11 protein-coding genes are annotated in these 14,832 nt (G+C 67.1%); 7 read left to right on the top strand and 4 right to left on the bottom strand.

From position 1 onward, the window contains the following. Positions 1 to 242: 242 nt before the first annotated feature. From VSR71_RS32460 to VSR71_RS32450, 3 genes are all read right to left on the bottom strand, one after another. Positions 243 to 1,415 (bottom strand): acyl-CoA dehydrogenase family protein, encoded by a 1,173-nt coding sequence (locus VSR71_RS32460; protein ID WP_342917658.1) that lies wholly within the window; start codon positions 1,413 to 1,415, stop codon positions 243 to 245. Positions 1,416 to 1,502: 87 nt separating this feature from the next. Then, positions 1,503 to 2,501: a tripartite tricarboxylate transporter substrate binding protein gene (locus VSR71_RS32455; RefSeq protein WP_342917657.1), complete on the bottom strand. Its 999-nt coding sequence runs from the start codon at positions 2,499 to 2,501 to the stop codon at positions 1,503 to 1,505. A gap of 137 nt (positions 2,502 to 2,638) precedes the next feature. Then, the gene (locus VSR71_RS32450; protein WP_342917656.1) at positions 2,639 to 3,445 is read right to left on the bottom strand and encodes an IclR family transcriptional regulator; all 807 of its coding nucleotides are present in this window, start codon (positions 3,443 to 3,445) and stop codon (positions 2,639 to 2,641) included. 268 nt (positions 3,446 to 3,713) lie between these two features. Between VSR71_RS32450 and VSR71_RS32445 the strand changes: the two genes are divergently transcribed. Next, on the top strand, positions 3,714 to 4,871 hold the full coding sequence (locus VSR71_RS32445; protein WP_428979482.1) for a CaiB/BaiF CoA transferase family protein: 1,158 nt from the start codon (positions 3,714 to 3,716) through the stop codon (positions 4,869 to 4,871). A gap of 115 nt (positions 4,872 to 4,986) precedes the next feature. Continuing rightward, a complete protein-coding gene (locus VSR71_RS32440) occupies positions 4,987 to 5,508 on the top strand; it encodes a DNA-binding protein (RefSeq protein ID WP_342917654.1) in 522 nt (173 codons plus the stop codon). A 168-nt stretch (positions 5,509 to 5,676) separates the two neighbouring features. Here VSR71_RS32440 and VSR71_RS32435 read toward each other — a convergent pair whose 3' ends face one another. Continuing rightward, complete coding sequence (locus tag VSR71_RS32435; RefSeq protein WP_342917653.1) at positions 5,677 to 6,687, bottom strand: tripartite tricarboxylate transporter substrate binding protein; 1,011 nt, start codon at positions 6,685 to 6,687, stop codon at positions 5,677 to 5,679. 273 nt (positions 6,688 to 6,960) lie between these two features. Here VSR71_RS32435 and VSR71_RS32430 point away from each other — a divergent pair, with 273 nt between their 5' ends. From VSR71_RS32430 to VSR71_RS32410, 5 genes are read left to right on the top strand one after another with little or no spacing between them, the layout of a single operon-like run. Continuing rightward, positions 6,961 to 8,232, top strand: a complete 1,272-nt coding sequence (locus VSR71_RS32430) for a formylglycine-generating enzyme family protein (RefSeq protein ID WP_342917652.1) — start codon at positions 6,961 to 6,963, stop codon at positions 8,230 to 8,232. Between the two features lie 43 nt (positions 8,233 to 8,275). Continuing rightward, complete coding sequence (locus VSR71_RS32425; protein WP_342917661.1) at positions 8,276 to 9,361, top strand: HAD family hydrolase; 1,086 nt, start codon at positions 8,276 to 8,278, stop codon at positions 9,359 to 9,361. 56 nt (positions 9,362 to 9,417) lie between these two features. After that, positions 9,418 to 11,172, top strand: coding sequence for an arylsulfatase (locus tag VSR71_RS32420; RefSeq protein ID WP_342917651.1), 1,755 nt, complete (start codon positions 9,418 to 9,420; stop codon positions 11,170 to 11,172). 34 nt (positions 11,173 to 11,206) lie between these two features. Beyond that, positions 11,207 to 13,849: a fused MFS/spermidine synthase gene (locus VSR71_RS32415; protein WP_342917650.1), complete on the top strand. Its 2,643-nt coding sequence runs from the start codon at positions 11,207 to 11,209 to the stop codon at positions 13,847 to 13,849. Beyond that, the gene (locus VSR71_RS32410; RefSeq protein ID WP_342917649.1) at positions 13,846 to 14,823 is read left to right on the top strand and encodes a MoxR family ATPase; all 978 of its coding nucleotides are present in this window, start codon (positions 13,846 to 13,848) and stop codon (positions 14,821 to 14,823) included. The genes VSR71_RS32415 and VSR71_RS32410 overlap by 4 nt, the downstream gene beginning before the upstream one ends. Positions 14,824 to 14,832 lie beyond the last annotated feature (9 nt).

Below are 14,832 nucleotides of genomic sequence, written 5' to 3'. Positions count from 1 at the left end.
TCTTGGCCCCGACTACTTCGACCGCCATTATGCCGAGAAGACCATCCGCCGCCTGCTCAAACGCCTCGCTGACCTCGGGTGTCAAGTCAGCCCCATAGCTCAGGCTGTTTAGCGCTTCTTAGTAGATAACGGATTTCGGGGCAGAGTCGCTGCTAGGGGTCTGACCTGGGTGTCTAGAGCCGCAGGGATAAAATTTGTTCCGACGCTGGAGGCGGCCTCGCCGCCACCCCAGCAGATAAGTTTTACCCCACCTGCCCCAGCACCCCCTCCCGCGCCTGCATCGTCCGCTTGGCAATATTCAGCTGGTGGATCTGCGTGGTCCCCTCATACAAGCGGAACAGCCGCACATCGCGATAAAACCGCTCCGCCACCGTACGCGCCATATAGCCGCTGCCGCCAAAGATCTGCACCGCGCGATCCGCCACGCGTCCGCACATTTCAGATGCGAACAGCTTGCACATCGATGCCTCCATGGTGACGTCCTCGCCATTGTCGCGGCGGCGGGCGGTTTCCAGTACCAGCGCGCGCGCGGCGTGGATGTCGGTGTTGCTGTCGGCAATCATTTGCTGGACCAACTGGTAATCGGCGATCGGCTTGCCGAACTGGCGCCGCTGGCTGGCGTAGCGCACCATCTCGTCCACCAGGCGGATGGCAGGGCCGATGCACAGGCCGGCCAGGTTGATGCGCTGCTTGTTGAGCGCCTTCATCGCCGTCTTGAAGCCGACGCCAGGCTGGCCGCCGACGATGGCGGTGGCCGGCACGCGGCAGTCCCGCAGGTAGACGTCGCCCACCGGGGAGCCGTGCTGGCCCATCTTGCGTTCCGGTTCGCCGGTGCTGATGCCGGGCGTGCCGCGTTCGACCAGGAAGGCGCTGATGCCGTGCGCGCCGGAGATATCCGGGTCGGTGCGGGCGAACACGGTGAACAGGTCGGCGATCGGCGCGTTGGTGATGAAGCATTTGCTGCCGTTCAGCACGTAATGGTCACCGTCCCGCCGGGCCGACGTCTGCAGCGAGGTGGCGTCGGATCCGGCTTCGGGTTCGGTCAGCGCGAAGCAGCCGGTCAGTTCGCCCGATGCAAGCCGCGGCAGGTAGCGTGTCTTCTGCGCTTCGGTGCCGTCGACGACCAGCGACTCGGAGGCGATGCCGGTGTTGCCGCCGAAGCGCGCACGGAAGGTGGTGGCGGCCTGCGAGACTTCGATGTTGACGAGCGTCAGTTCTTCGGACGTCAGCCCGGCGCCGCCGTAGGCTTCGGGGATGCTGTGTCCGAACAATCCGAGTTGTCGCATGGCGTCGACCACCGGTTCAGGGATGACGTCGTCGCGGTCGATGTCGGCTTCGAGCGGAATACAGGTGTTGAGGACGAACTGGCGGAGGTCGGCAAGCAGGGCTTGCATGCGGGCGGCGTAGCGGATCATGGGAGTGTCAGGTGAGCAGGTGTCTGTGAAGGAGCGGGATGTGTCTTGCGTTGTGGACCACAAGTGCGACAGGTGCGACCGGTGCTACTAGGCGGTGATACCGGCCATCTTCAGCACGCGGGTCCACTTCTGCGACTCGCTGTCCAGGTAGCGGTCGAAGGCGGGTGCGGACTGCGGGGCCACGTCCATGCCGAGGTCGGCCAGGCGCTTGACCACGGCGGGATCGCTGACGGCCTGCGCCGCGGCGTCGGCGAGCTTGCGCACGACAGCGTCGGACGTGGCGTGCGGCGCGACCAGCCCGAACCACGCGCCCACCTCATAGCCGGGCAGGCGCGCTGCTTCGGCAACCGTGGGAACGTCTGGCAACGCCGCGGACCGTTTGGCGGAAGTCACGGCGAGTGCGCGCAGCTTGCCGCTCTGGACCTGCTGGCGGGCGATTGCCGCGGTCAGCGCCATCATCGACACGCGCGCGCCGAGCACGTCCGTCAGCGCCTCGGGCTGGCCCTTGTACGGCACATGGGTCAGCTTGACCTCGGTCATCTGCGCGAGCAGTTCGCCGGAGAGATGGTTGGAGGTACCCACGCCGGCGCTGGCGTAGGTGAGCGCACCGGGCTGGCTGCGTGCGGCGTCAAGCAATTCGGGCAGGCTGCGCAGGCGCGACGAAGCCGGGACCACGATCACGTTGGGCACCACGCCAAAACCGGCAACCGCGCGGAAGTCGCGTGCGCCTTTCCAGGCGATCGCACTGTTGAGCAGCGGTCCGACCACGTAGCTGGGACTGACGGCGAGCAGCGTATAGCCGTCAGGCGTGGCCTTGGCGGCTACATCGGTGCCGATGGCGCCGCCCGCGCCGGTACGGTTCTCGACGATGACGGGCTGGCGCAGCAGTTGGGCCATGCGCTCGGCGGTGACGCGGGTGACGGTGTCGACCACGCCGCCGGCCGAGAACGGCACGATGATGCGAATCGGGTGGGCGGGGAACCTGTCTGCGCTGTCGGTGGCGCCTAAGGCCACGGCAGGCGCGAGCGCGGCGCAGCCGAGCATGACGGCCAGCAGGCGCCGGCGCGCTGGTTGAGTGGGTTGCATCTTGTCTCCTGGTCAGGGATGTTCCCGTAGTTTCCTGATAAGGCCGCGGTCTCGCCGGATCGCTTGGCGCCTCCTTGCTACAACTTCCGCGGCGTCGTCACCGCTTCTGTCTCGTTCGATGCCCGGTTGCCGTCAGGTCAACGCGCGCACGCCAGCTCGATCTGCCTGACGCCTTCACGCAACTTCTGCGCGACGGTGCGCGCCAGCATGTCGTCACGGTCGCGCGCGGCGGCGACGGTGCAGTTCAGCGCGAACGGGTCTTCATGCAGCGATTGCCGGATCGGCACGGCAATCGCATGGATGTCCGTCCGCCATTCGCCGCGGCTCAGGCAATACCCATGCGCCGCGAAGTGCGCCTGTTCCGCGATCCACATCGGCTGCTCCCGCTCGAAGCGCTCGGCATCTTCCACGCGCAGCCGGTTCAGCACCGCGGCGCGCTCTTCCGCCCCGCACGCCAGCAGCACGGCGCGGCCGATCGAGGTGGACAGCAAGGGCCGCGTACTGCCGATGTCGGGCTGGTACACGTTGCCCGGATCGACGCGGCAACTGTCCACGTACACCACCGTCAGCCGTTCGCGCATCCCCAGGTTCACCGTGCATCCGGTTTCGCGGGCGATGGCTTCCATATATGGCCGCGCGATCTGGCGGATGGCCAGACCGGCAAGCATCGGATACGCCAGCGCCAGCACGCCCGCGCCGAGCCGGTACTTCTGGTTGCCCGGCACCCGACTCAGGAAGCCAAGCAGGCTGAGCGTGTACGTCAGGCGCGACACCGTTGCCTTGGGCAGTCCGGTGCGCGCCACGAGGTCCTGGTTACCCAGCACCGGGCTACCCGGCGTGAACGCCCGCAGCACATCCAGCCCGCGTGCCAGGTTGCTGGCGAACTGGCGATCGGTAGAGAGTTCGTCGGCGCTGGCAAGGCCGGGCAGTGGAGGGCGTTCCATGTCTGGCGGCGGTCTGTTGGCATTCATGCTCGGATCCGTAAGGGGGGCTCGTCAATGTTGTAGCACGACGGTTCCGCACAGCGAAACCGTGCTTGCGCCCGACGAGCGGTGCTGTCAGTTTGGATCGAAGCAACCTGCTACAGACCCAAACGAAGAGACAGATCCCATGCCGAACGCGTCACCCGACCACGCCGCCACGGCGGCAAAGCCTTGCAACATTCACGCCGATGCCGGCGCCGGCCCGCTGGCAGGCGTGCGCATCCTGGACATGGCCACCGTGGTGGCGGCGCCGTTCTCGGCCACGCTGTGCGGCGACATGGGCGCCGATGTCGTCAAGCTGGAGCTGCCCGATGGCAGCGATCCGCTGCGCTCGCTTGAGCCCGTCACCGACGCGCACGCGCTGTACTGGAAAGTGACCAACCGCGGCAAGCGCGGCATCTCGCTTGATGTGCGCACACCGCGCGGCAAGGAGATATTCCTGAAACTGCTGCCGCAATTCGATGTACTGGTCGAGAACTTCCGCACCGGCACGCTGGCGCGCTGGGGGCTGGATATCGAGACCCTGCGCGCTGCCAACCCCGGCCTGGTGGTATTGCGGCTGACCGGCTTCGGCCAGACCGGACCCTACGCGCAGCGGCCCGGGTTTGCGCGGATCTTTGAAGCGATGAGCGGGTTCACCAACCTGGCGGGGTCGCCGGAGAGCGGGCCGATGCATATGAACTATCCGGTCGGCGACATGGTCGCTGGCTTGTTCGGCGCCTTTGCCATCGCCACTGCGGTGGCGGAGCGGCGCGCGCGGCCGGACTTGCCCGGCCGCGAGATCGACCTCGCCGCCACCGAAGCACTGTTCCGGCTGCTGGAGCCGCTGGCGGTGGAGTACGAGCAACTGGGCCGCGTGCGCCAGCGCGCGGGCAATCGAACGACCTATGCGGCGCCGTCCAATATGTACCGGACCTCGGATGACGTCTGGGTGTCGGTGGTGGCCTCGTCCGATGCCACCTTCCGCCGGCTGGCAGAGGCGATGGCTGCGCCGCAGCTCGCGCACGCGGCCAACTACGCTACCAATGCCGACCGCGTGCGCAATCTCGATGCGCTCGACGCCCAGATCGCCGCGTGGTTTGCGGCCAGGCCCTACGCGGATGCGGCGTCGGCGCTTGAGGCGTGCCAGGTGCCGTTCAGCAAGGTGTTCAGCATCGCCGACATTGTCGAGGATCCGCAGATGCAGGCGCGCGAAGCGATCGTGCGCCTGCCGGATTCTGAACTCGGGTCAGTGCCGGCGCCGTGCGTGGTGCCGAGGTTCTCCGGCTACGCACCGTCCGCGCCGCGCTGCGGCCCGGACGTGGGCGAGCACAATGCGCTGGTCTATGGCGCGTTGGGGCTGGACGCGAGCGAGTTGCGCGCACTGCGGGAAGCGGGCGTCATCTGAAGCGCGTTGCTGCCGTGGTTGTCAGTTGACAACTTGCGTGGGCGCATTTAATCTTTGGAGACAGAAATGGTTCGGGACAGGTACCCCTGGTCAATCCGCAGAAGGCGAAATAGACATGGAATATTCTTTCACCCTCAGATATCAACTTTCGCCGGACGATAACAACCCCGACGCGCTGGTCGAACGCCTGTACGAAGCGGGTTGTGACGACGCCATCGTAGGGACGGGCGTGGCCGGCCGGATTGCGGTTGCGTTCGACCGCGAGTCGGAGTCCGCCATGGATGCCATCATGAGCGCGCTCGCCGACGTGAAGCGCGCCATACCCTCCGCAATGCTGATCGAAGCCGCGCCGGATCTGGTTGGCTTGACGGATATCGCCGATGCGATCGGGATGTCGCGCCAGAACATGCGCAAGCTGATGATTGGCTATCCCGAATCATTTCCACCGCCGGTGCATGAAGGCACCAGTTCGCTGTGGCACCTGCGCGAGGTCTTGTCGTGGATGGCCAGGAATGGCTATGAGATAGATCGGACACTGATTGAAACGGCATCCACGACCATGCAAGTCAATCTGGCGATGCGCGTCAGGGACGTAAGCCCTGCAATGGAGCGCCAGTTCCGGCCGCTGGTCGCCTGAGCAGCGCTTTCCCTTGCCGCGCTTGTCCACCACTGCCGATAAGGTCGTGCCAGGCGACGCGTACACCGCCTCGGCATACGTCCCACGCACCGCCGGCCGGACCAAGGGGAAGCTGCCCAGCGGCACGCCAGCTGGTGCAGCCAGTCTGGAAACTGACGCAGTACCGGCTTAGTCCAGCCGGATGTTGTACTCCTTGATCACCTTTCCCCAATAAGCCTGGTCGGCCTTCGCCACTGCAGCGAACGCGGCCGGGCGCGAAGTCTTGACGATCAGCCCGAGGTCGGCCATGCGCTGCCGGATATCGGCCGCGGCCATCACCGTCTCCACATCCGCGGAAATCTTCTCGACGATAGCCTGCGGCGTCCCGGCCGTGGTGAACAGCCCGAGCCAGGCCGGGCCGTCCAGCCCCTTGTAGCCGAGCTCCTGGAAGGTGGGTACGTCAGGCAGCATCGGCGCGCGCGTGTTGCCGGTCACGGCCAGCGGCTGCAGCTTGCCGGTGCGCGCGTGCTGCCGCACGGTCATGGGCGAGAGCGTACCCAGCGAGATCTGGCCGCCGATCAGGTCGGTGGCGATCGGCGCTTCGCCCTTGTACGGGACGTGCAGCAGCTCGGCGCCGGCAGCGGTCGCGAATACCTGCATATAGAGATGCGCGCCGGTGCCAATGCCATAGGTGCCATAGGAAATCTTGTTGGACTGCGCCTTGGCCAGGCTGACCACCTCGGGCAGCGTGCGTGGCATGGCGCTGTTGGCGGTCAGCACCAGGCTGGAGGTGCACAGCTGGCCGATGGCGGTCAGATCGCGCAGCGGATCGAACGGAGGCTTGGCCACCATGTAGGGCGTCTGCACCAGGCTGGGCAGCGCCAGCAGCAGCGTATAGCCATCCGGCGCTGCCTTGGCCACCACGTCGGCGCCGATCATGCCGCCGACGCCGGGGCGGTTCTCGACGATGACCGGGCGCTGCCACAGCTTGCCGAGCGGTTCGCCGAGCGCGCGTGCCAGCACGTCGGTGGCGCCGCCTGGCGGGTAGGGCACGACCAGCCGCACCGGCTTCGACGGATAGTTCGCCACGGCGGACTGGGCTGGCTGGGCGCGGGCATGGCCAAGGCCAAGTGCCGAAGCGGTGGCGGCGAGCGAGCCTGCACCCAGCCGCTGCAGGGCTTTGCGTCGGTCAGCTTGCATGGTGTTTCCTCCTGGTTGTGACGTCCTGGTTGTCGTGTCGCGCCTTGCGCGCATGGCAAACGGCAGCGTACCGGCCGCTGCCGGCGCGGCACATCGGCGCTATGGACGAAACAGCGGGACGGTATTTACCCCGAGGCGCAGACACTGATGCCATTGCCGCTGTGAAATATTTCAACTCGCGCGGCAAGAAATCTGAATTCCGTTTCAGTACCCATTCTGTGACGATACCCGCAGGTGCACGATTGCACCTTTTGTCTTTGCGGAGGACGTCCTATGGCAACCGGCAAGCGCAACGGGCTTAAGTCGCAGGCCCCGGCGCACGGCGCAGCGCAAGTGCCTGCCTCTGCTGCGGCGCCGCATCGACGCCGCAGGTTCCTGATTGCCGTGCTGGCCTGTGCCGGCATCGCGGCAGGTGCGGGCGGCAGCTGGTGGTACGCGCAGTCGCGCGGCGGCACGGCGCCTGGGGTGGTGGAAGGCGACGGCAAGAGCGGCCCGCTCGGCATGGTCCATGTACCCGGCGGCGAATTCCTGATGGGTAGCGACAGCAAGATGGCGCAGGCCAACGAGAAGCCGGCGCACAAGGTGCGCGTGCATGCCTTCTGGATGGACAAGCACCACGTCACCAATGGCGAGTTCCGCAAGTTCGTCGAGGCCACGGGCTACGTCACCACGGCGGAACGGGCGCCGGAATGGGAAACCCTTAAAGTACAGCTGCCCCCCGGCACGCCGCGGCCACCCGACAGCGCGATGGTAGCCGGCGGCATGGTCTTTGTCGGCACGCCGCGTCCGGTGCCGCTGCAGGACTATTCGCGCTGGTGGCGGTACGTGCCTGACGCCGACTGGCGTCATCCGGGTGGTCCCGGTACTTCGATCGAAGGCAAGGACGATCATCCGGTGGTGCAGGTGTCGTACGAAGACGCACAGGCCTACGCCAAATGGGTCGGCAAGCGCCTGCCTACCGAGGCCGAGTGGGAGTTCGCCGCGCGAGGCGGGCTGGAGCAGGCCACCTACGCATGGGGCGACCAGTTCGCACCCGCCGGCAAGCAGATGGCCAACGTCTGGCAGGGCCAGCAGAGCCGGCCGTTCCCCGTTGTGGGCCAGGTAGTCAGCCCGAAGGCCGGTGGGGCGCTGGGCACCAGCCCGGTCGGCACGTTTCCGCCCAACGGCTATGGGCTGTCCGACATGACCGGCAATGCCTGGCAATGGGTCGCCGACTGGTACCGCGCCGACCAGTTCCGGCGCGAAGCCGGCAAGGCGCTGCCGATCGAGAACCCCGCCGGCCCGCTGGCCTCTTGGGATCCCAGCGAGCCCGGCGTTCCGGTCAACGCACCCAAGCGCGTGACGCGCGGGGGCTCGTTTCTCTGCAACGAAGATTACTGCCTGAGCTACCGCCCCAGCGCGCGGCGCGGGACGGATCCGTTCAATAGCATGTCGCACCTTGGCTTCCGGCTGGTGATGGACGACAGCCGCTGGGCCGAGATGCGTCGCAATGCGCCCAATACGCCGCTGGCGATGGGCGGACAACCGCAACCGGCGGCACGCTGATGCAGGGCCGGAGCGACACGAACCAGGAGCAAGCGTCATGAACATGCCTGCCAACGGCGCCTTGCGCGCTGGCACTTCGCGCAAGATGATCGCTGTACTGTGTGCCGCGCTGGCGCTTGCGGGACTGCAGCTTTCCGGCTGTACCGCGCCCGCCACGCCTGTGGCCCCCGCGGCACAGCCAACCGCCACGCAGGCGGCGCGCCCCGCGGAACAGGCCCTGCCATCGTGGCGCGACGGCGCCGCACGGCAGGCGCTGCTCAAGTTCGTGGCCGACGTGACAACCCCGGGCTCGCCCGGCTTCGTGGGGCCCGAGGCGCGCGTGGCCGTGTTCGACAACGACGGCACGCTGTGGAGCGAGCAGCCGCTGTACTTCCAGTTCTTCTTCCTGCTCGACCAGGTCAGGGCGGCCGCGCCGCAGCATCCGGAGTGGCGCAACAATGCCGCGTTCAAGGCGCTGATGGCCAACGACATGAATGCGCTGATGGCCAACCAGAAGCAGCTGCTCGGGCTGATCGCCACGGCCAACAGTGGCATGAGCGTCGACGAATACGACCGCACCATCCGCGACTGGCTTTCCAAGGCGCGCCATCCCAGGTTCAAGCGGCCCTATACCGAGCTGGTCTACCAGCCGCAGCTCGAGCTGCTGTCCTACCTGCGCGCCAATGGCTTCAAGACCTACATCGTGTCCGGCGGCACCATCGATTTCATGCGGCCCTGGAGCCAGCAGGTCTATGGCATTCCGCCCGAGCAGGTGATTGGTTCGTCCCAGGCGGTGCGCTACATGGTGCGCGACGGCAAGCCCGTGCTGATGCGCGATCCCAAGCTCGACTTTATCGATGACGGCCCCGGCAAGCCGGTCGGCATCTACCGTCATATCGGCCGCCGGCCAATCCTCGCGGTCGGCAATTCGGACGGCGACTTGCAGATGCTCGAGTACACCGCCGGCGGCGACGGTCCGCGCATGGCGGTGCTGGTGCATCACGACGACGCCGAGCGGGAGTTTGCCTACGACCGCCAGTCCAAGGTGGGCAAGCTCGACAAGGCTCTGGATGCTGCCAGGGCCAAGGGCTGGACCGTGGTCAGCATGAAGCAGGACTGGCAGCAGATTTATCCGGCCGCCAAGCCATGAGCACGATGTGAGCAGCAGTGAACCGACCGTAACGGGTCAACGAACGGAGGCGGGACATGCACCGATTTGACGAAGGCTTAGGGAAAGGAGGCGGCTCCAGGCTGGTGATGCTGGCCATGGCCGCCGTCGTGTTCACGATCGCGGGCTGCGGCAAGAAGGAGACGCCGCCCAAGGAACAGCAGCCGGCGGCGCAGGCGCCTTCCGCGCCGGCACCCACCGCGGCCGAGCCTGTGCCAGCCAGGGAGAACCCGCCGGTCGCGGCCACCGCGCCGGTTGCCGCGGCTTCGGCGCCCGCGCTGGCGGCCACCGCGCCGTCCGGCAAGAAGCCCAACATCCTCGTCATCTTCGGCGATGACATCGGACAGACCAACATCAGCGCCTACAGCCACGGCGTGGTGGGCTATCGCACGCCCAACATCGACCGCATCGCGCAGGAAGGCATGATGCTCACCGACTACTACGGCGAAAACAGCTGCACGGCCGGCCGTTCCACCTTCATCACCGGTGAAGTCGGGTTGCGCACGGGCCTGCTGAAAGTCGGCATCCCGGGTGCGCCAGTCGGCCTGCAGGCGCAGAACGTCACCATCGCACAGGCCCTCAAGCCGCTTGGCTATGCCACCGGCCAGTTCGGCAAGAACCACCTGGGCGACCGTAACGAGCACCTGCCGACCGCGCATGGCTTCGACGAGTTCTTTGGCAACCTCTACCACCTGAATGCGGAAGAGGAACCCGAGCGCCCGTACTATCCGAAGAACGACGCGGCCTGGGTGAAGGCGAACGCTCCGCGCGGCGTCATCCATTCCTTTGCCGACGGCAAGGTGGAGGATACCGGCCCGCTGAACCGCAAGCGCATGGAGACCATCGACGACGAGACCACGGCGGCCGCGATCGGCTTCATGGAGAAGCAGGTCAAGGCCGACAAGCCATTCTTCGTGTGGATGAACACTACACGCATGCACCTGTTCACCCACGTACGCGAGTCGAGGCGCGGGCAGAGCGGCATGCCAGGCAATGAATATGCGGACGGCATGATCGAGCACGACGGCGATGTCGGCAAACTGCTCAAGTCACTGGATGACCTGAAGGTCGCGGACAATACGATCGTGATCTACACGACGGACAATGGCCCGAACCAGTTCAGCTGGCCGGACGCCGCGACCACGCCGTTCCGCAGCGAGAAGGACACCAACTGGGAGGGCGCATTCCGCGTGCCGGCGATCGTCCGGTGGCCCGGTCGCATCAAGCCCAATACCGTGTCCACGACGATGATGTCCGGGCTCGACTGGTTCCCGACACTGCTTGCCGCAGCCGGCGATGCCGACATCAAGGATCGGCTGCTCAAGGGCATCAGTATCGGCGGGAAGTCGTTCAAGGTTCACCTCGATGGCTACAACTTCCTGCCATACCTGACCGGTCAGGCCAATACCGGGCCCCGCCAGGATTTCTATTACTTCAACGATGACGGCGTACTGGTGGCGATGCGGCACAACGACTGGAAGTTCGTCTTCTGCGAGCAGCGCCAGCCGGGCGGCTTCGAGGTGTGGGCGAACCCCTTCACCTGCCTGCGCGTACCGAAGGCATTCAACCTGCGCATGGATCCGTATGAGCGGGCGGATATCGTCTCCGACCAGTACTATGACTGGACCGCGAAGAATGCCTACATGATCAGCTATGCATCGTCGCGGGTAGCGCCGTTCCTCCAGACATTCAAGGCCTATCCACCCAGCCAGAGGCCGGCAAGCTTCACCATTGACCAGATGACCGAGGCGTTGATGAACTCCCTCGACAAGGGGGCGGCGGGAGGAAAGTAAACCTCCCGGCGAACCTCTTCACCAGGATCACACCATGGGAGAAGCGCATGCCGGCGCAAGCGCCGGCAAGCAGCAAGCGCGGCACAGGTCCGGCAAACCGCGACGCGTGGAAAGTGCTGCCTTGCAGGCAGGGCAGGGTCAGTTGGCACCTCACCGCGCCATGCTGGCACCTGCCCTGCTGCTTTTCGCGTCCGGCGCGGCCGGACTGATCTACCAGGTCCTCTGGATCAAGCAGCTCGCGCTGGTGGTCGGCGTGGATGTGCACGCCGTCACCACCGCCGTGGGTGCGTTCTTTGCCGGGCTGGCACTGGGCGGCTGGCTATTCGGGCGCGTGGCCGATCGGCACGCGCAACCGCTGCGGCTGTATGCGTGGCTCGAAATCGCCGTGCTGGTGCTGGCCATTGGCGCCACGCTGGCGCTGGCCCGTGCCGCCGCGCCGTTCGCGTGGCTGGAAAGCCGTGTTGGCCTGCTGGCCTGGGCGTTGCCGTTCGTCCTGGTGATCCTGCCCGCGGCGGCCATGGGCGGCACGCTGCCTGTGCTGATGCGAATGCTGGCGTCGCGCGCGGGCCAGGTCGGCACGCACGGCGGGCGCCTCTATGCCGCCAACACCGCAGGGGCCATTGCCGGCACGCTGCTGGCGGGTTTCGTGCTGATCCCGTGGCTCGGTATCACCGGCAGCGCGTTGGCCGCGGCCACGCTCAACGGTCTTGCTGCGGTCGTCGCGCTAGCCCTGGCGTCGCACGTATCGCCGCCGACGGAAGGGCCGGCTGCCATTGCCGCCGCGCCAGCGTTCGCAGAGCCCGCGCGCGATGCCGGCGACGGTCGCCTGGCGCTGGTGCTTTATGCCGCCGCGGGCGGCATCGCGCTGGGTTATGAAGTGGTGTGGTCGCAAGCCATCGTGCAGTTCATCAGCACGCGCACCTTTGCCTTCACGGTGGTACTGGCGACCTATCTTGCGGGCCTAGCCATCGGCAGTGCGCTGGCCGCGCGGCGAGCCGACCGTGCGCGCGATCCGTGGGGCGCGTTCGCGATGCTGATCGCCGCGGCCGGGCTGGTGGCGCTGCTCGAAATCGTGGTGCTTGGCGAATGGCTGCTGCGGGCGCAGTCAGCGGTATCGGACTGGGTGCAGTCGGCCACTTCGAGCGGCCTGGCGGCCGCCTGCGCGAGCTTCGCGGTGGCAGCGCTGAGCGTGGTGTTCGTGCCCACGCTGCTGCTGGGCGCCGCGTTCCCGTTCGTGCTGCGCGTGGGCGTGGACAACCACCGGCTCGGCGCCGGCGTGGGGGCAGTGGTCGCGCTCAACACGCTGGGCGGCATCGTCGGCACAGCGGTGGCGGGGTTTGTGCTCGTGCCGCGCATCGGCCTTGTCCATACGCTGTCGCTGCTGGCCGTGGGCGCCGGCATGGTTGGCATCGTCGCGGTTGCGCTCGGCTCGGGTGTGCGCAAGCTGGCGCGCTGGTCTGTGCCGATGGTGGCGGTGATTGCGGTGATTGCCGCGGCTCTAGCGCCGGCGGACCGGCTCGCCACGCTGTTGGCGAGGGCGCGTGGCGGCGAGATGGTGTTTTACGAGGAGGGCCGGGGCGCCACTGTGGCGGTGGTGAAGCAATCGTCGCCGAGCCACACGTTCAACCGCCTCTATATCCAGGGCGTGTCCAATTCCGGCGACACCATGACGTCGCTGCGCTACATGCGGTTGCAGGCGCTGCTGCCCCTGATCGTGCACGGCGGCACGCCGCGCTCGGCGCTGGTGATCGGCCTCGGAACCGGCATCACCGCCGGTGCCACGCTGCCGTATCCAGGCCTAGAACGCCGCGTGGTGGCCGAACTGCTGCCGGCGGTGCTGCGTGCCGTGCCACAGTTCCAGGGCAATTTCGGCGTTGCCGGAGACAAGCGCGTCGATATCCGCTTGCGCGACGGCCGGCGCGAGTTGCTGCAGAGCGAGCAACGCTACGACCTGATCACGCTAGAGCCGCCCCCGCCTTCGGCCGCAGGCGTGGTCAACCTGTACTCGACCGACTTCTATCGGCTCGCCGCGGCCCGGCTGCAGCCGGGCGGACTGGTCGCGCAATGGCTGCCGTTGCCCACGCAGAACAACGAAGACACGCGTTCGCTGGTGCGCAGTTTCCTCGACGTGTTTCCGCACGCGACGCTATGGACCACCGAACTGCACGAGATGATGCTGGTGGGTTCCCTGTCGCCGATCACGCTCAGTGCGGCGCATATTCGCCAGCGCTTTGCGGAGCCTGAAGTCGCGGCGGCGCTGCGGGCGGTGGGCGTGGCATCGCCGGCCGCGCTGCTGGCGACCTGGGTGACGGACCGCGCGGGTCTGGAGCGCTATGTCGGCGATGCGCCCGCCGTGACCGACGACCGCCCGCGCATCGAATACGCGGCGTGGGTGCGGCGCGCCGAGTTCCCGCAGGTCCTCGAGCGCCTGCTGACGCTGCAGACCGAGCCGCCGCTGACGGGTGCCGATGCAGGGCTGATCGCCGATATCGGGCGCGAACGCGAAACGCTGCATACCTTCTACACGGCCGGCCTCGACGCCTATTATGGCGATCGCGACGCTTGGGCGCTGCATATGCAACAAGTCATGCGTACCGATCCCGACAACCCTTACTACGCCTGGTTCGGAGGTGGCCGCCGAACACCCGGCCCGGCGCCATCGAGGAAAGCCCCATGAGCACCCGTGACGACGTGCTGGCGCTGCAGCAGCGGATGGGCGAAGCGATCGTCGGCCAGCAGCATATGATCGAGCGCCTCTTGCTGGGCCTGCTGGCTGATGGCCACCTGCTGGTGGAAGGGCTGCCGGGTCTGGCCAAGACGCGCGCGATCAAGGTGCTCGCGCGGAACCTGGAGGCGAAGCTGTCGCGCATCCAGTTCACGCCTGACCTGCTGCCGGCCGATATCACGGGCTCCGAGGTGTATTACACCGAGGGCGGCAAGGGCGAATTCCGCTTCCAGGCCGGGCCGATCTTCGCCAACCTGGTGCTCGCGGATGAGGTCAACCGCTCGCCGGCCAAGGTGCAGGCGGCGCTGCTCGAAGCGATGGAAGAGCGCCAGGTCACCGTCGGCGGCGTCACCCACAAGCTCGACCCGCTGTTCCTGGTCATGGCCACGCAGAACCCGATCGAGCAGGAGGGCACCTACCCCTTGCCCGAAGCGCAGATGGACCGCTTCCTGATGCACGTGAGCGTGACCTACCCCGAAGCCGACGCCGAGGCGCAGATTGTCGCGCTGGCGCGCGCCGAGGAGTCCGGCGCCGCCGCCGGTGCACAGTCGGGCTCCGTGCAGAGGCTGGCACCCGAAGTCATTTTCGCCGCGCGGGCCGAGATCCACGGCATCCACGTGAGCGAAGCGGTCGCGCGCTACATGGTCGCGCTCGTGCATGCCACGCGCGAGCCCAAGGCCGTCGACGACGAGCTGGATCGCTGGATCCAGGTCGGCGCGAGCCCGCGGGGATCCATCGGGCTGGACAAGGTGGCGCGCGCGCATGCCTGGCTGCACGGGCACGACTTCGTCTCGCCCGAGGACGTGCAGGCCGTGGTGCACGAAGTGTTCCGCCACCGCCTGATCCTGTCGTACGAGGCGCACGCGGCCGGCGTCAACGCCGATGCCGTGATCGACCGCCTGGTGCAGCAGGTGGCCGTGGCCTGACCCGCCGGG

Origin of the sequence: Cupriavidus oxalaticus (genome assembly GCF_038900635.1) — a bacterium.
Lineage (GTDB): Bacteria > Pseudomonadota > Gammaproteobacteria > Burkholderiales > Burkholderiaceae > Cupriavidus > Cupriavidus oxalaticus_B.
Note: the sequence above shows the minus strand (reverse complement) of the source record. Positions and strands in the feature narration are given on the sequence as shown.